Here is a 16,025-nt window from a genome sequence, read left to right on the forward strand (position 1 = left end):
TTTACGAATATCCTGCTCGACGACTTCTCCATTCAATGTGACCTGTGGCTGCGTGCACCAGTCCGGCAGACGTAAAGCCAGGGTATGACGCACCGGCTGCGGAGATTCAACCGCAATCGTCACCTGTTCATGCCACGGATAGTTCCCGCTAACCCGCAGGCGCAGCGTGCCATTTTCTACCGGCACTTCCATACTGTTTCCCGCGTACATGTTGATATACAACGCATCTTCACGCGGCGTGTAGAGATAATGACCAATCGAGGTTAGCACGCGGGCGATATTTGGCGGACAACAAGCGCAACCAAACCAACGCTGGCGGATCGGTTTAACATGATCGTAGATATGGTTGAATTTTAAGGTTTTGGGATGAACTTCCAGCGGATTCACGTAGAAGAAATGTTTACCATCCAGCGCCATACCGCCGAGTACGGTGTTGTACAGCGCGCGCTCCATCACATCGGCATACTGACTGTCTCCTTCCATTTCCAGCATTCGCCGGGCAAACATCATCAGGCCGATGGAAGCACAACTTTCGGCGTAAACCGTGTCATTCGGCAGATCGTAATCACTGCTGAACGCCTCGCCGCTGCCCTGCGAGCCAATGCCGCCGGTAATATATAACTGACGCTGGGCCATATTGTTCCACAGCCGCAGACAGTCCTGACGCTTGCTTTCATCGTGACTTAAACGCGCCAGATGTGCGACGCCAGTCATCAGGTAGACAAAGCGTACTGCATGGCCGATGGCGGTGTGCTGCTGTGCGATGGGCAAATGCGCCTGGCTGTAGGCTTTGTCTTTCACCATCCACGCCGGGCCGTAGGTGTGCCAGTGCGAAGTCTGCCCGCGTTTATCATACTCCTGGTCGTAAAAGTGCGGCTGTGCGCCACGCTGTTCGACAAAATAGTTCGTCAGTGCCAGGTAGCGCGGTTCTTCGGTCACTTCATACAGACGCATCAGTGCCAGTTCAATTTCCGGGTGACCAGGATAACCGTGTAACTTACTTTCATCTGGGCCAAATACGCTGTCAATATGATCGGCCAGACGGCAAACCACCTCCAGCAAGCGCCGCTTACCCGTGGCCTGGAAGAAGGCGACTCCGGCTTCAATCAGATCACCGGCGCAGTAGAGTTCATGGCACTCCGCCAGATTGCTCCAGCGTTCTTCCGGTGCTTGCACCGTAAAGTAAGTATTGAGATAGCCATCTTCGCACTGGGCGGAGGCGACCAGTTCGATTACCTCGTCAGCGGTTTTTTCCAGTTCGGCGTCCGGCTTCTGGCACAGCGACCAGGCTACCGCTTCCAGCCATTTGGCGACGTCGCTATCCTGAAATACCATCCCGTAAAACTCCCCGTCTTGCAGTCCGGCGGCAATGCGAAAGTTTTCAATCGCATGGCTGGGTTCCGCTTCGGGAATGCGATCGTTTAACGCATCCCATTGATAAGGAATCACCACGTCGCGTACCAATTGCTGATATTGACCGAGGAACGGATCGCTAACCGTCAGTTTGTGCAGATCGACTTCCGAAATGTTCATCTTGTGCTCCTTAAGGCTGGACATGACGCTGACGCAGGTCGGTAGCAATGCGTGACATCATAGGGTTATTGAGTTTGCAAAAGCGGATTGCCAGCGCCAGCAGCAGGTGGAACAGCGCAGGCAGCAGTGTTTCCATTGCTGTGATCCCGCCCAGCGAACTGGCGGTCTGGTTTTCTACGCCAGGTTGATAGGCAACAAAAATAAATAGCAGGCTGATGATCCCGGCGCTGGAGGCCCAGGCCAACTTGATGAAAAACAAGTTAAAAGCAAAGTTCATGCCGGAGGAACGCACACGGGTTTTCCATTCGCCATAGTCATCGGCAAAAGCCATCAGCGAGAAGTGCAGCGGTAGAGTAAAGCCGAGAATCACGCCGTTGCCGAGGATCACCGCCAGCCACAGCGTTTGATAAGCCGGGCCGGAGGGCAGGAACCACATCAACACTGCCAGCGCAGCGAGGAGCAGGTTGGTGTAGTAGTAAATTTTGACGGTATCGAAACGCCGCGTTAACGGGCTGACAATCACCGAGCCGATAATGGAGGCGAAGGTGACCATGGTGAAGAACAGCGACGTGTAGCCCGTACTGCCTTGTAAGACGTAGGTAATGAAGTACATATACCCACCGCCGCGAATATTAAAGACGTTAATCAGCAGGAAAGACATGACCAGCATCAGCAGCAGTTGGTCGTTGTTACGCAGCCCGGCAAGATGTTCGCGCAGGGTAAATTTCCCCATTGTGGAGAGCGGCACCCGTTCACGAATCCAGAAAAAACAACACAGGAACATCACCACGGCAATGGCGCACAATACGCCGACGCCCAGTTGATAGCCGCGCGCGGCATTACCCTGACCGAAGAGATCTACCATCCATGGTAAGCCTACCGAAACCAGAAATCCCGCTACGCCACAGAGAACGAATCGCCAGGACTGGCAGGAGATCACTTCATTGTGGCGGGTGGTCATGGTGTTGATCAGCGCGCAGTACGGTACGTTGATGGCGGTATAACCGACTGAAAGGAGCAGGTAAGTACCGAACGCCCAGGCGATTTTTACTCCCATGCTGGCATCTGGCACGGTGAACGTCAGGATGCCGATAATGCCAATAGGGACGGCAATCCATAGCTGCCACGGACGAAAGCGCCCCCAGCGACTTTGCGTCCGGTCGGCAATGACGCCCATCACCGGGTCGGAGATGGCATCAAACACGCGCAGTGCAATAAACAGCGTGCCAACCAGCGCCGGAGTTAATCCAAAAACGTCGGTGTAGAAAAAGGTGAGAAAATTCATGATCAGGCAAGTTATTACGGTGCCGCCTGCGTCACCCAGGCCGTAGCCTATTTTTTCCCGTACAGATAACGCATCGTCAATTTTACCTTTAGCGATATCAGCGGTAGTAATCGGTGTAGAGGTCATAGATATTCCTCGTGAATAGGGAGCAATTTTTTGTTTTATTGAAATGACCTTATTAATTCTGCCGTGAACGGGAATATCAACAAGGCGAGAAAAGAGTAAAAAAAGGTGACGATTCCGACCTGAATTTAAAAGTGTGAAATGGATCAGGTGAAATTAATATTTTTGATTAATAATCAAAAGGTAATGTGTTTCATCATTAATGAATAAGCGGGAAATTACATATCAATGCTTGAATTATCCATGACGTTACCGATTAAAGTGCAAAATGGTGGATTATTTATTTCCCGTGGCGTAGGGAGGCATCCGGCAAGGCGGCTGGAGTCATGGGAAATTATCTTTGTCGAAAAAGGTCGATTAGCGATTCAGGAAGAAGAACGGATATTTCTGGTCGATGCGGGAGAGAGTTTATTACTCTGGCCGAACCGACAGCATGTTGGGGTGGAGGATTTTCCCGCCGATCTCAAATTTTACTGGCTGCATTTTGAGGTTAAAGCGCCGGACAACGATCCACGCTGGCTCACTCATCTTAGCGTGCCGCAGCAAACCAAAGTCGCCGACCCTCAGGCGTTGAGTGCACTGTTTCGCCAGTTTTTAAGCGAGCAGGAAAAGCATCAACGCACTCCGGCGCTGGAGTTTATTGTGCTGCTGATTTTGCAGCAACTCACCCGTGACGCGCGTCTTGATGAACAGGCCGATGGCGCAGGTACTACCCTTGCCTGGAAAGCGCAGAAACTGATCCGCACGCAATATCATCGCCCGCTTTCTACGGCGCTTTTAGCCCGCGAGCTGTACTGCAATGCCGATTATCTTGGGCGTGTCTACCGGCGGGTGTTTCATCTGACGTTAACAGAAGCAATCCACCGCCAGCGGGTGCGCGAAGCCGAAAAGCTGTTAATTAGCGAAGCGCGATCGCTCACGGAAGTGGCGGCGTTGTGCGGGTTTAATGACGTTGGCTATTTCCGGCAGATTTTTCGCAAGCACACCGGTTTAACGCCAGCAGCGTGGAAGCGGCGTTACAGCAAGGAGCATATTAATTCGTAGCTCCAGGGCGATAAAGCCCCGGCGTGAGAGATTACTGCCCGTAATAGGCATTAGCCCCGTGCTTACGCAGATAGTGCTTATCCAGCAGTTCATTTTGCATGGCAGGAAGCTGCGGCGCGAGCTGGCGCGAGAACAGCCCCATATACGCGCACTCTTCCAGCACCACGGCATTATGTACCGCGTCAGTGGCGTTTTTCCCCCATGCGAACGGGCCGTGAGAATGCACCAGTATCGCCGGGATTTGTGCTGGACTCCTGCCGCGCTCTTCGAAGGTTTTAATGATCACTTCGCCAGTCTGGTATTCATACTCGCCGTTGATCTCCTCTGCGGTCAACTGACGCGTGCAGGGGATCGCACCGTAAAAATAGTCAGCGTGAGTCGTGCCCCAGGCAGGGAGATCAATCCCGGCCTGTGACCAGATGGTGGCGTGGCGCGAGTGGGTATGCACAATGCCGCCGATTTCGGCATAGCGGCGATAAAGCGCCAGATGCGTTGGCGTGTCGGAAGAGGGCTTTTTGCTACCTTCCACCACCTTACCGCTGGTTATTTCCACCACCACCATATCGTCGGCGGTCATCACGTCGTACTCGACGCCGGAAGGTTTGATTACCATCCATTGCCGCATTTCGTCTACCGCGCTGACATTGCCCCAGGTGAACGTCACCAGATGGTGAGCGGGAAGCGCCAGATTCGCCGCCAGCACGTCGGCTTTCAGTTGCTCTAACATATAAACCCGGCCTCCTGCATACGCGCTTCAATCCAGCGCCGCGCCTGAATAATCTCCAGCACCGGCTCTTTGGCTTTTTCGGTCCACATCTCAATCAGGAGAGAACCGCGATAGTTCAGTTCATGCAGCGTTTTAAAGATGCCAACGAAATCGACGCAGCCTTCGCCAAACGGCACATCACGGAACTGTCCGGGGCTTTGCTCGGTGACTGGCTGGGTGTCTTTCAGGTGGATCGCGGCGATACGGTCAATGCCCAGTTTCAGTTCGGCGGGAACATCATTGCCCCAGGCGCTGAGGTTGCCGACGTCCGGGTAGACGGTGAACCACGGCGAGGCGAGCATCTCGTCCCATTTTTTCCATTTGCTGATGGAGTTCATAAACGCGGTATCCATAATCTCCACCGCCAGCATTACTTGTGATGCCGCCGCCTGTTCGACCGCCCACGCCAGCCCTTCAGCAAAACGTTGTTGGGTGCCTTCGTCGTGGTCTTCGTAATAGACGTCATAACCTGCCAGCTGGATGGTGCGAATGCCGAGATCGCGCGCCAGACGAATCGCTTTACTCATGATTTCCCGCGCCCGTTCGCGCACCGCCTCGTCCCGGCTGCCAAAAGGAAAACGGCGATGGGCAGACAGGCACATTGACGGAATAGCAACGCCCGTTTCGATCATCGCGGTAACCAGCGAAGCACGTTGTGCGGCGCTCCAGTCAAGGCGTGACAGACGTTCATCGGTTTCATCCACTGACATTTCGACAAAATCAAAACCACAGCTTTTTGCCAGCACCAGCCGCTCCGGCCAGGAGAGATCTTTCGCCAGCGCCTTTTCATAAATCCCTAACGGATGACTACGCACGAGCACCTCCCCAGATTGTGTCAATTTGTGCATGAAAATCAGCGGCAACCTGCGCTGGATTGGTAGCGCCCGCCAGTGCGCGCCCGGCAATAAACGCTTTCACGCGGATATCTTTAAACAGCGGCAGGTCAGCAGGGGTAATCCCGCCGGTAATAGAAAGTTCGAGGCCGATATCAGAAAGCGCCTTCATGCGTGCCAGATCGGCCTCGCCCCATTGCTGCCCGCTGGCCTGTGCATCACGACCACGATGATAAATGGCCTGCCGCACGCCAATACGATGCCAGTCGCGGGCGTCGTCCAGCGTCCAGTTACCGAATAGCTCTATCTGAATTTCACCACCGCAGCGTTGCGCCATGGCGTGGCCTTTTTCCACCGTCGCGAGCGGTGCGGCGCAGATGATGGTCATCCAGTTAGCGCCTGCGCCAAACGCCTGTTGCGCGAGCGTTTCACCCGCGTCGGCGACCTTCCAGTCAGCAACGATGATTTTGTCCGGGCACTGTTCACGCAAGGCTTTCACCGCGCCAAGCCCTTCGTTTAAACAGAGAATGGTGCCCGCTTCGACGATATCGACACTGTCCTTTAACAGCGTCACGTCGCGCTGCGCGGCTTCAAGTGATGAGTGGTCGAGAGCCAGTTGCAGAAGTGGTCTGCTCATAATGTGTGTTCCTTAATGCGGGTGTGATAACCCTGGAGTGCGGCAATGAGTTGCTGATAGCGTTGATATTTTTGCTGGTAATGCTGATGAGCGGTCATGTCCGGCAGCAATGTGCGTACCGGATGTTGCAAGTTGCGCTGGGCTTCGCTGAAGTTGTGATATACGCCCGTGCCGACACGGGCAGCGAGCGCCGCGCCAAAGCATCCCGTTTCTTCCACCTGCGGCAGCTCGATACGCAGACCGCTGACGTCTGCCAGCATTTGCATCCAGACATCGGAGTGCGCAGGACCGCCAGTCACGCGCAGGGTGTGAACAGCGGTAAAACGTTCACGCATCCGGTTGAGGTGGGTCATGTGGCTGAACACCACGCCTTCATAAATGGCCTGCAACAGGTGCGCGCGGGTGTGAATGGCCTGCATCCCGTAGAAACCGCTGGTCATCTCAAGTCCGGCGTTGCTGCCGTACAGGAACGGCAGGAAAAACAGATCGCCTCTGGCTTTCGGCAAGCTGGCAACGGCCTGATTAATCTCAGCAAAAGAGATTTCTCCCCACTGCGCGGTAAACCATTCGAGATTGCCGGAAGAGGTAGGGCTGGCTTCGTGAACGATAAATTGACCGTCATTAACATAGCGACCATAGACATACGGATGCGCTTCACCGTCACGTAAACCGCTGGTTATGCCGCTGGTCACCGCCCAGGTTCCCATTACCGCATTGAGGGTGGATTCGTCTTCGATCCCGGCACAAAGTGCGGTGGAAACCACATCAAACAGGCCGCCGACAACGGGCGTACCCGCTTGCAGACCGGTCAGTGCGGCTGTCTGAGCGGTGATCCCCCCGCAGATTTCGGCAGATCCAACAACAGGCGGCAGGGCGTGATTGATTTCACCGATCCCCAGGCAATCGGTGAGGCACGGATCATATTCCCCACGACTCATGTTGTAGAGATTGGACTCAGAAATATTGCTCTCTTCACAACCTTTGACGCCGGTTAAACACCAGCGCAGGTAGTCGTGCGTCATCATCACGCAGCCAATTTGCGCGTAGCGTTCCGGTTCGTGCTCTTTCAGCCAGCGTAACAGCGACACCGGATGCCCGGTCCACAAGGTTTGTCGGGTCAGCGGGTAGAGTTTTTCCGGGATGCCATCTTCCTGCCAGCAACGAACGATTTCTATCGCCCGGCGATCCGAGGACAAAATAGCGTTACCGAGCGGCTTGTCGTTTTTATCCAGCAAAAACAAACCCTTTCCCTGTGCGGAGATACCGATACCAACTATTTGTTCCCCGCTAACGCCAGAATGAGTAAGCAGGGCGCGAATGACAGCCATGCAGCATTGCCACAGTTCTGCCATATCGCGCTCTGCCCAGCCTGGCTGCGGGCTTAATGCGCACAGCGGCAGGCGCTGCACGCCCGCCTCCCGGCCTTCGCGGTCATACAGCCCGGCTTTCAGCCAGCTACCACCACAATCTAACCCCAGCCAGTATTGCGTCATGGTTTATTGCACCTCATCCACGGCTTTCAGCAGATCAGCGCCCTGCGGAACATCTTTAACAAACATGTCGCGAACCTGATTACCCAGCGCGTCGCTAAAGGCTTTGCGGTCGAGATCGGTAATCACTTCCACGCCCGCGTCTTTCATGCCGTCGATGATTTTTTGCTGATCTTCGGCGACCAGTTTGCGCTGGTAGTTACCCGCTTCTTGCGCAGATGAGATCAGTGCCTGCTGGAACTCTGGGGTTAAGCCATCAAACTTCGCTTTGTTGATTACCACCAGAAGCGGGGAATAGGCGTGGTGCGTCAGAGAAAGGTACTTCTGCACTTCATAAAATTTTGCTGACCAGACGACGTTGATCGGGTGTTCCTGAGCGTCGATAGTGCGGGTTTCCAGCCCGGTATAGACTTCGGCAAACGGCATCGGGATCGGGTTAGCGCCAAAAACTTTGAATGCGGCAATATTCATTGGGCTATTGTTGGTACGGATCTTCAGCCCTTTCAGGTCGGTAGGCGTTTTAACCGGTGCACGCGAGTTGGTGACATCGCGCCAGCCGTTTTCCCAGTAAGCCAGCACTTTCAGCCCTTTACTTTCAAGGGAGACTTTCAGGTCATCCCCGACTTTGCCGTCGAGCGTTTTATGCGCGTGAGCGGTATCGCGGAACAGGAAAGGGACATCGAGCAGGTTGATGACGGGCGAGAGTCCCGTAAAGTTATTGGAGCCAGACATCTCCATATCAATAGTGCCGCCGCGCACGCCGCTGATCATCGCCTGCGCATTACCGAGGGTGCTATCCGGGAACAGTTTTAATTTCAGTTCGCCTTTGGTTTTTTCCTGTAATAATTCATTGAATTTTTTCGCCGCAATATGTTGCGAGTCGGTTTGCGAGGTTTCATAACCGAAACGTAATGATTGTGCCGCCAGAGAAGATGTGCTGAACGCCGCCACTCCGGCAAATAATAAAGCGTAGGTTACAGAACGTAATTTCATTATGATTTCCTTTTAACTCATCCATTTAAGAGGAGCGGTAATAAGCTCCGGTATAAAAATAAATAATGCTAACAACATGAATAAAACCATGACGTAAGGCGCGACGCCTTTTACCGCATCGTCAAATTTAAGTTTCGCCACGCCGCATACCACGTTAAGAACGTTACCGACTGGAGGCGTAATCAGTGATATTGAACAGTTGATAATAAACATGATGCCGAAATAGACCGGATCTATTCCTGCTTCTTTCACTAATGGCATTAATACTGGCGTAAGAATTAATACGGTAGGCGTTAAGTCCATGACCGTACTGATCACCATAATGGCGAGCATAATGACGATGAATAATAAGCGGGGCGAATCAACCAACGGTTGTAATAGCTCCGATACCATCATGGGTAATTCGGCGATAGTAATAAGCCATGCAGATACCGCAGCAGAGGCCACCAGGAACATGACCACGGATGTGGTTTTCGCCGCGTTAATCAGTACATGATAAAGCGTGGAGAAGGTCATTTCGCGATAGACCACTACCGAGACGAACAGGGCGTAGAAGGCGGCAACCGCGCCTGCTTCGGTGGGTGTGAATAACCCCGAACGGAAACCGCCAATAATAATTATCGGTAAAAAGAGCGCCCAAATACCGGAAATTAAGGATTGCCAGACTTCCCGCAGTGAGGCTTTCGGCTGACAAGGTAAATTCAGTCGTTTTGCCTGCCACCACCAGGTAACCATCAGCGTGACGCCCATCATGACGCCCGGCGCTATGCCCGCCATAAATAGTTTGCTGATGGAGAGTCCGCTGGAGACGCCGAAGATAATGAGTGGAATAGAGGGAGGGATAATGGCTGCAATAATCCCGCCGGAACCGATAAGCCCGGCGGCGCGATTTACCGGATAGTTGGCCTGACGCATCATTGGCACCAGCAGCGCCGCGACGGCTGCGGTATCGGCAACCGCAGAACCGGAAAGGCTTGCCATGATCATTGCCGCCAGCACGCCAACGTAACCCAGACCACCAGGTCTGTGACCCACCAGTTTCATTGGCAGGTCGACAATACGTTGCGACAGGCCGCCCGCGTTCATGATCTCACCTGCCAGCACAAAGAAGGGAATGGCTAACAGAGAGAAGCTGTCTGCGCCATTTACCAGCGTTTGTGCCAGAATTTGCACATCAAAGATATCCATCCAGAACATCAGTGAGATGCCGCACAGTAATAATGCCCAGGCAATGGGAACACCAATCGCGATAGCGCCTAACAAACTGACAATAAATATAAGAATTGTCATCGTCAGACTCCTTGTTGGTTTTGGCTGGTGGTATTTGTGAACTGCCGGTATAAGTGACGCAATTCCAGTAATGCGATAATCAGGCTGGTGGGGATAGCGGCGGCGTACATTAAGCCAACGGGTACGCCGAGAATGGGTGATAAGTTACTCCAGTCCTGTGACGTTTTTTCTATTGCACCCCAGGCCAGACCCAGACACAGTAATAAAATGAGCGTATGGGTTAGCAGCGAAACACGTTGTTGATTAGCGGGAGAGAGTTTTTCGACTAAAAAAGTAACCTGCACATGGCTGTTGTCCATATAAGCAACGATAGCGCCAATAAAGGTTAACCAGACAAATAAAAGCCGGGATAATTCATCAATCGATAATATGCTTGTGTGAAATCCATATCGAAGAATTATATTAATAAAAATAATACAAGACAGTATTGCGATGATGAGCGCAAGAATGCCTTCGAGTATCCGTTTCATAACGAGTCCTTCTTGTTATGTAATATGTTTTCATTAATTAATGCTGTTGGTATTCGTAATATTTATTGGAAAACGACTAATTAGAATTTGGCAAAATAAATGAATCGTTTTAAATAGATTCATTCAGAGAGTGAATACCGTTACGTAATATATCGATGCGATGCTGTACATCAGCCGATTCATTTATTTCTAGCAGCTTGATGCCAGCAAAATGCAATGTTGACGGTTCTGCTGCATTAAATAACTCGCGAACGTGATCTGTGGTCATCAGGCTTTCTGCACAGAATGGTGCAAACGGCGCGTGTAAATCCTGCCATTCTCCGTATGCTCCGTTTAGCGTTGTACCAGAGAACATCAACGCGCCGAGTTTCCCGGCCTGTTTCGCCATTTGGGTATGGGTCAGCGGCAACGCTGTATTGCGCCCTTCAATGGCGGAGCGCGCCCAGTTGATACAGATGCTGACGTCATAATCGGCAATGACTTCCAGCACCTTTTCCAAAGGCAAAAAGCCTTTGCGGGGAGCGGCAGACGTCATGGCGTCGCAGTGTTCCAGCACCAGTTTGCAGGGCCAGTCCCAACTGGCGATTTCTTTCAACGAGCGGGCAAAGGCATCCGTCGCTTGCATAATATTGGGATTCGTTGCTAACGGTGCGGCCTGGATCTCTAGTGCGAGCACTTTATTAGCCTGCAATGAGTTGATTTTATGGAACAGGTGGCGATAGTACGCCACGCAGGCCTTGCGTTGATCTTCATCGCTGGAGGCGAGGCCAAAACCGTTGTTTTCGCTGCGGCGACGCATGGTTTCCATCACAGCGGTGACGACAAATCTCCAGCTTTCTGGCGTATGACGTAGCAACCATTGGTCGCCCAGCGGGTGGAAGTTTTCCAGGCAGGGTTGTTCCAGCCCACGAATATCAGGGGTATCTGATAATTGTCGCCAGAATACCTTCTCTTCCTCTTCACTTCTTTGGTGAAAAGAGGGTGCACAGGGATACGCACCGATAATATAACCGGTATTATTCGCTTTCATTTTGTGCTCCAGTAATAACTTTTTATAAAGCGCAGAGGGCGACTTTAACCACGATTTTGCGGATTGCCGTAGGGGCATTTTTATTACATGCCGGTCGATGAACATCCTGTGGGAAGAAAATAGCGTAGCTACCCGGTATCATTTCTATAAATGATTCATGTTCACTATCGTGATAAAAAATAATATCGCGTTGCTCTAATAGTGATTCGCTGACTTTATTATTCCCGGTATCAATGGCTACACCGATTTTCTCTTCGCCCCAGGCCAGAAACTGAATATCCAGATAGCGACGATGAACCTCAGGACGGTTTTCCACCGCCTCGCGTGTGGTTAAATCGATAATTTGCGCAAAAATATTCTTGCCGTCGATTTCGACAACGCCCGGCGCCAGGGCGTTGAAATCGGTGGTGCGTAGAAAATCGAGCGCCTTTTCAATGGCAGCGGGCAAACGGCACGGATTAGGTTGTGTGATATGTCCAAATATCATGGTCTATCTCCTTATAATGCCTGGATTTTTGCCCATACGCTGTCATCCACAGTAATACCGTTACGACGGTTTTCTGCCAGTAGAGTGGTAAATTCGTGGCCGGGTAAACGAATGGCCTGGTTTTCGTCTGCGCGTTCGGCACTGGTAACGTAATCCATGATGCGTTGCAGTTTGGCGTCGCGGGTGGAACCGTCGATCAGTTTATCCACTTCAATGGCAATAAAGATTTGTGAAATGCCGTACTCGTCGCTGTTGTCCTGGGTGACTTCAGCAACCGATGCGCCGTCGGAAAGGAGAGTAGCGATCATATCCAGCACAATCGACATGCCAGAACCTTTCCAGTAGCCCATCGGCAAAATGCGGCGATTCTTCTCGATAACGCCAGGTTCTTTGGTCAAATTACCCTCATCATCAAAGCCACCATCGACCGGCAGCTCGCGTCCCGCCAGACGATTCACTTCTAACATGCCGTAGGAGAACATCGACATCGACATATCGACCATGGTGATGGGTGAAGAGGGAATAGCGACGATCAGTGGGTTGGTGCCGATGCGACATTCTTTTGCGCCCCACGGCGGCATTACGGCGATGGAGTTTGTCCAGCAGATGCCGATATAGCCTTTTTCCGCCGCCTGCCAGCCGTAGCTGCCGCCGCGCATCCAGTGGTTGGCATTGCGTAACGCGACCAGGCCAATCCCGTGAGTTGCCGCCAGTTCAATGGCACGATCCATCATCTTTTTCGCTGTCAGGTTACCGATTGAACACCGGGCGTCCCACTGCTCAATCGCGCCGAGGCTGGTTATACGTTTGGGTTGGGCGTCAGGAATGATATCGCCGTTTTCCAGTTGCTGAATGAAACGGGGGAAACGGTTAACGCCATGAGAATAAACGCCGGATTCGGTGGTGCGGGCGAACATCTCTGCACAGGCATCGGCTGTTTCGCTGTTAACGCCACGTGAAATTAATACCCGATTAAAGGCTGTTTTTAACTGCTCAAATGTCACTTTCATCCCTGGCTTCCTTGTGTTTGTTGATCGCTTTTTTAGCTTAAAATTCCACTATGCGAAATTTGATTTCAAATATATCGATCGCTTTTTAACAAAGCAATCCACACCATGATTTTCAAAAATCATATAAATCAAATAGTTATAAATTATCTGTCGAGATCGTGAACTGCGACACACTTTGCGTTACCATCAGGGCGCGATAAAAAGGGGAAGAAAACGATGGGAAAAAAAGAGCACGAGTTGGCGCAGGAAAAAGAGCGTCCGGCTGGAAGTCAGAGCCTGTTTCGCGGGTTGATGCTGATTGAGATTTTGAGCAACTATCCAAACGGTTGCCCGCTGGCGCATCTCTCTGAACTGGCTGGCTTAAATAAAAGTACGGTCCATCGTTTATTGCAGGGACTACAGTCCTGTGGCTATGTGACAACCGCGCCTGCTGCGGGGAGTTATCGCCTGACCACAAAATTTATTGCCGTCGGGCAGAAGGCGCTGTCTTCGCTGAATATCATTCATATCGCCGCGCCGCATCTTGAGGCACTGAACATCGCCACTGGTGAAACCATTAACTTTTCCAGTCGAGAAGACGATCACGCTATTTTGATTTATAAACTGGAACCTACTACCGGTATGCTGCGAACCCGTGCCTATATTGGTCAGCATATGCCGCTCTACTGTTCGGCGATGGGTAAGGTTTATATGGCGTTTGGTCATCAGGACTACGTGAAATCGTATTGGGAAAGCCATCAGAATGAAATCCAGCCGCTAACCCGCAATACCATTACCGAACTGCCCGCGATGTTCGACGAACTGGCGCACATTCGCGAAAGCGGCGTGGCGATGGACAGAGAAGAGAATGAACTCGGCGTCTCCTGTATTGCTGTTCCGGTGTTTGATATTCATGGGCGGGTGCCGTATGCGGTGTCGATTTCGCTTTCGACATCACGCCTGAAACAGGTGGGGGTGAAAAATCTCCTGAAACCGCTGCGTGAAACTGCCCTGGCTATTTCCAATGAACTGGGATTTACCGTCCGGGACGACCAGGGGGCGATCACATAATGCTTTGGGCAGGTGGCAAAACTTTAATATTTCCTTCGTTGGATCAAAGCAATAATGGCGCACTCTCTGGCACGCTGCGGTTTTAGCGCAAAGGAGTGATCATGAACCGGTTTATTATTGCGGATGCGACGAAATGTATCGGTTGCCGTACCTGTGAAGTGGCTTGCGCAGTGTCGCATCAGGAGAATCAGGATTGCGCTTCGTTGTTACCTGGCGAGTTTATTTCCCGTATTCGTGTTATCAAAGACCATACCTGGACCACGGCAGTAGCCTGTCATCAGTGTGAAGATGCACCCTGCGCGAATGTTTGCCCTGTGGACGCTATTCGTCGTGAACATGGGCATATCTTTGTTGAACAATCACGTTGTATTGGCTGTAAAAGCTGTATGCTGGCATGTCCGTTTGGCGCGATGGAGGTCGTTTCATCGCGTGCAAAGGCGAGGGCGATTAAGTGCGATCTGTGCTGGCATCGGACGACGGGCCCGGCCTGTGTTGAAGCCTGTCCGACAAAAGCGTTGCAGTGTATGGATGTTGAGAAAGTGCAGCGGAATCGGCTACGGCAGCAGCCTGTTTGAAACGCTATTCCGGCGTTTCTCAACGCCGGAATAGCGTATTAATGGCTTTCAGCCCAGGCGCGTTCTATCTCTTCCGCCAGAATCTTCACGCCTGCCTCAATTTTCTCCGGCTCCGGCACATAGTTCATGCGCATACATTGATGCGTATGCGGCCACGGTTTATCCAGCCCAGGGAAGAAGTTGTGCCCCGGCACCATCAGCACGCCGCGCGCTTTCAGGCGCTGGTAAAGCTGCTCGGTGGTAATTGGCAAATCCTTAAACCATAGCCAGAGGAAAATGGCTCCTTCGGGTTTATGAATCAGGCAGCGATCTTCTGGTAAATAGCGGCGAATGATGGCGATAGTTTCCTGAACACGCTGGTAGTAGAACGGCTTGATGACCGTTTCTGACAGGCGCAGCAGATCGTTACGCTTAATCATTTCACACATCATCGCCGGACCAATACCGCCAGGCGCCAGGCTGATAATGCCGTTCATATTCGTGATGGCGGTGATGATTTTTTCATTGGCGATGATAATGCCGCAGCGGGAGCCTGGTAGACCCAGCTTGGAAAGACTCATGCACAGTACGATATTCGGATTCCACAGCGGGCGCGCTTCGCTGAAGATGATACCCGGGAACGGGACGCCATAAGCGTTATCAATCACCAGCGGAATGCCGTGTTGATTCGCCAGCGCATCCAGCTTCAGCAACTCTTCGTCAGTAATCACATTGCCTGTTGGGTTCGTTGGACGGGAGACGCAAATCATCCCGGTCTCTTCGCCAATATGCAGATGTTCAAAATCGACGTGGTATTTAAACTGGCCTTCTGGCAGCAGTTCAATATTTGGACGCGCAGAGACGAAAAGATCTTCTTCCAGTCCGGCGTCAGCGTAGCCAATGTATTCTGGTGCCAGCGGGAACAGCACTTTTTTGACCCGACCATCGGCGCGGCGTCCGGCAAACAGATTAAATAAGTAGAAAAACGCGCTCTGGCTGCCGTTTGTTAGTGCAATATTCTGTGGTTCAATATCCCAACCCAGCTTCTCGCGTAGCATTCCGGCAAGTAGTGTGAGTAGCTCCGTTTTCCCCTGCGGGCCGTCGTAATTACACAGCGCATCAGTGGCTTTGCCGCTTTCCAGCATGTCGGTCAGCAGCGTCTGGAAGTAGTCCTGCATTTCCGGGATCTGCGCCGGATTGCCGCCGCCGAGCATAATCGCGCCGGGCGTGCGTAAGCCGTCGTTCAGATCTTCCATCAGCAGCGTAATGCCGGAGTGGCGGGTAAATTTGTCACCAAAAAGGGAGAATGTCATAGCGGGATATCTGTCGAACTCTGTAGCAAGGAAAGTAACAATAACGCTACATTTGCTGGGGTGCAAATCGGGTTGCTGCAAGAGGATTGGCGTATCATGCTAAGGTTTATGATATGT

General features: G+C 52.0%; 16 protein-coding genes. 3 read left to right on the plus strand and 13 right to left on the minus strand.

What is annotated here, in order from left to right; genetic code table 11:
- On the minus strand, positions 1 to 1,533 hold a 1,533-nt coding region (locus A7Z06_RS18140), incomplete at its 3' end, for a glycoside hydrolase family 127 protein (RefSeq protein ID WP_105279525.1).
- Positions 1,534 to 1,543: 10 nt separating this feature from the next.
- On the minus strand, positions 1,544 to 2,944 hold the full coding sequence (locus A7Z06_RS18145; protein WP_000204828.1) for an MFS transporter: 1,401 nt from the start codon (positions 2,942 to 2,944) through the stop codon (positions 1,544 to 1,546).
- 225 nt (positions 2,945 to 3,169) lie between these two features.
- Between A7Z06_RS18145 and A7Z06_RS18150 the strand changes: the two genes are divergently transcribed.
- A complete protein-coding gene (locus tag A7Z06_RS18150; protein ID WP_105279526.1) occupies positions 3,170 to 3,985 on the plus strand; it encodes an AraC family transcriptional regulator in 816 nt (271 codons plus the stop codon).
- Positions 3,986 to 4,016: 31 nt separating this feature from the next.
- Here the strand turns inward: A7Z06_RS18150 and araD are convergent, their stop codons facing one another.
- From araD to yiaK, 10 genes are all read right to left on the minus strand, one after another.
- Complete coding sequence (araD, locus tag A7Z06_RS18155; protein ID WP_000893127.1) at positions 4,017 to 4,712, minus strand: L-ribulose-5-phosphate 4-epimerase; 696 nt, start codon at positions 4,710 to 4,712, stop codon at positions 4,017 to 4,019.
- A complete protein-coding gene (locus A7Z06_RS18160; protein ID WP_010344934.1) occupies positions 4,706 to 5,566 on the minus strand; it encodes an L-ribulose-5-phosphate 3-epimerase in 861 nt (286 codons plus the stop codon). Before A7Z06_RS18160 ends, araD begins: the two co-directional genes overlap by 7 nt.
- The gene (gene ulaD, locus A7Z06_RS18165; protein ID WP_000089486.1) at positions 5,559 to 6,221 is read right to left on the minus strand and encodes a 3-keto-L-gulonate-6-phosphate decarboxylase UlaD; all 663 of its coding nucleotides are present in this window, start codon (positions 6,219 to 6,221) and stop codon (positions 5,559 to 5,561) included. The genes A7Z06_RS18160 and ulaD overlap by 8 nt, the downstream gene beginning before the upstream one ends.
- The gene (gene lyxK / locus A7Z06_RS18170; RefSeq protein WP_000196052.1) at positions 6,218 to 7,714 is read right to left on the minus strand and encodes an L-xylulokinase; all 1,497 of its coding nucleotides are present in this window, start codon (positions 7,712 to 7,714) and stop codon (positions 6,218 to 6,220) included. The genes ulaD and lyxK overlap by 4 nt, the downstream gene beginning before the upstream one ends.
- 3 nt (positions 7,715 to 7,717) lie before the next feature.
- Complete coding sequence (gene yiaO, locus A7Z06_RS18175; RefSeq protein ID WP_000776917.1) at positions 7,718 to 8,704, minus strand: 2,3-diketo-L-gulonate TRAP transporter substrate-binding protein YiaO; 987 nt, start codon at positions 8,702 to 8,704, stop codon at positions 7,718 to 7,720.
- Positions 8,705 to 8,716: 12 nt separating this feature from the next.
- Positions 8,717 to 9,994, minus strand: coding sequence for a 2,3-diketo-L-gulonate TRAP transporter large permease YiaN (yiaN, locus tag A7Z06_RS18180; RefSeq protein ID WP_000153842.1), 1,278 nt, complete (start codon positions 9,992 to 9,994; stop codon positions 8,717 to 8,719).
- 2 nt (positions 9,995 to 9,996) lie between these two features.
- Complete coding sequence (gene yiaM, locus A7Z06_RS18185) at positions 9,997 to 10,464, minus strand: 2,3-diketo-L-gulonate TRAP transporter small permease YiaM (protein ID WP_000821448.1); 468 nt, start codon at positions 10,462 to 10,464, stop codon at positions 9,997 to 9,999.
- Positions 10,465 to 10,573: 109 nt separating this feature from the next.
- The gene (locus tag A7Z06_RS18190; protein ID WP_000646711.1) at positions 10,574 to 11,494 is read right to left on the minus strand and encodes a DUF4862 family protein; all 921 of its coding nucleotides are present in this window, start codon (positions 11,492 to 11,494) and stop codon (positions 10,574 to 10,576) included.
- Between the two features lie 22 nt (positions 11,495 to 11,516).
- Complete coding sequence (locus tag A7Z06_RS18195; protein WP_000576114.1) at positions 11,517 to 11,981, minus strand: YhcH/YjgK/YiaL family protein; 465 nt, start codon at positions 11,979 to 11,981, stop codon at positions 11,517 to 11,519.
- Positions 11,982 to 11,992: 11 nt separating this feature from the next.
- Positions 11,993 to 12,991 carry a 3-dehydro-L-gulonate 2-dehydrogenase gene (gene yiaK, locus A7Z06_RS18200; RefSeq protein WP_000869059.1) on the minus strand — a complete coding sequence of 333 codons (999 nt, stop codon included), beginning with the start codon at positions 12,989 to 12,991 and terminating at the stop codon, positions 11,993 to 11,995.
- A gap of 216 nt (positions 12,992 to 13,207) precedes the next feature.
- Between yiaK and yiaJ the strand changes: the two genes are divergently transcribed.
- On the plus strand, positions 13,208 to 14,041 hold the full coding sequence (yiaJ, locus tag A7Z06_RS18205) for an IclR family transcriptional regulator YiaJ (protein WP_000516597.1): 834 nt from the start codon (positions 13,208 to 13,210) through the stop codon (positions 14,039 to 14,041).
- 101 nt (positions 14,042 to 14,142) lie between these two features.
- Positions 14,143 to 14,616 carry a 4Fe-4S binding protein gene (locus A7Z06_RS18210; protein WP_010344940.1) on the plus strand — a complete coding sequence of 158 codons (474 nt, stop codon included), beginning with the start codon at positions 14,143 to 14,145 and terminating at the stop codon, positions 14,614 to 14,616.
- 38 nt (positions 14,617 to 14,654) lie between these two features.
- Here A7Z06_RS18210 and avtA read toward each other — a convergent pair whose 3' ends face one another.
- Positions 14,655 to 15,908, minus strand: coding sequence for a valine--pyruvate transaminase (gene avtA / locus A7Z06_RS18215; RefSeq protein WP_000144359.1), 1,254 nt, complete (start codon positions 15,906 to 15,908; stop codon positions 14,655 to 14,657).
- Positions 15,909 to 16,025 lie beyond the last annotated feature (117 nt).

The sequence above is a fragment of the Escherichia sp. MOD1-EC6819 genome (assembly GCF_002965765.1).
Taxonomy (GTDB): domain Bacteria; phylum Pseudomonadota; class Gammaproteobacteria; order Enterobacterales; family Enterobacteriaceae; genus Escherichia; species Escherichia ruysiae.

Bases quoted from the DNA above. Each gene is read 5' to 3' on its own strand.
- yiaN (WP_000153842.1), bottom strand. From the start codon at position 9,994: ATGACAATTCTTATATTTATTGTCAGTTTGTTAGGCGCTATCGCGATT.
- A7Z06_RS18145 (WP_000204828.1), bottom strand. From the start codon at position 2,944: ATGACCTCTACACCGATTACTACCGCTGATATCGCTAAAGGTAAAATT.
- A7Z06_RS18150 (WP_105279526.1), top strand. From the start codon at position 3,170: ATGCTTGAATTATCCATGACGTTACCGATTAAAGTGCAAAATGGTGGA.
- A7Z06_RS18190 (WP_000646711.1), bottom strand. From the start codon at position 11,494: ATGAAAGCGAATAATACCGGTTATATTATCGGTGCGTATCCCTGTGCA.
- ulaD (WP_000089486.1), bottom strand. From the start codon at position 6,221: ATGAGCAGACCACTTCTGCAACTGGCTCTCGACCACTCATCACTTGAA.
- yiaM (WP_000821448.1), bottom strand. From the start codon at position 10,464: ATGAAACGGATACTCGAAGGCATTCTTGCGCTCATCATCGCAATACTG.
- avtA (WP_000144359.1), bottom strand. From the start codon at position 15,908: ATGACATTCTCCCTTTTTGGTGACAAATTTACCCGCCACTCCGGCATT.
- yiaK (WP_000869059.1), bottom strand. From the start codon at position 12,991: ATGAAAGTGACATTTGAGCAGTTAAAAACAGCCTTTAATCGGGTATTA.
- araD (WP_000893127.1), bottom strand. From the start codon at position 4,712: ATGTTAGAGCAACTGAAAGCCGACGTGCTGGCGGCGAATCTGGCGCTT.
- A7Z06_RS18210 (WP_010344940.1), top strand. From the start codon at position 14,143: ATGAACCGGTTTATTATTGCGGATGCGACGAAATGTATCGGTTGCCGT.
- A7Z06_RS18195 (WP_000576114.1), bottom strand. From the start codon at position 11,981: ATGATATTTGGACATATCACACAACCTAATCCGTGCCGTTTGCCCGCT.
- lyxK (WP_000196052.1), bottom strand. From the start codon at position 7,714: ATGACGCAATACTGGCTGGGGTTAGATTGTGGTGGTAGCTGGCTGAAA.
- yiaJ (WP_000516597.1), top strand. From the start codon at position 13,208: ATGGGAAAAAAAGAGCACGAGTTGGCGCAGGAAAAAGAGCGTCCGGCT.
- yiaO (WP_000776917.1), bottom strand. From the start codon at position 8,704: ATGAAATTACGTTCTGTAACCTACGCTTTATTATTTGCCGGAGTGGCG.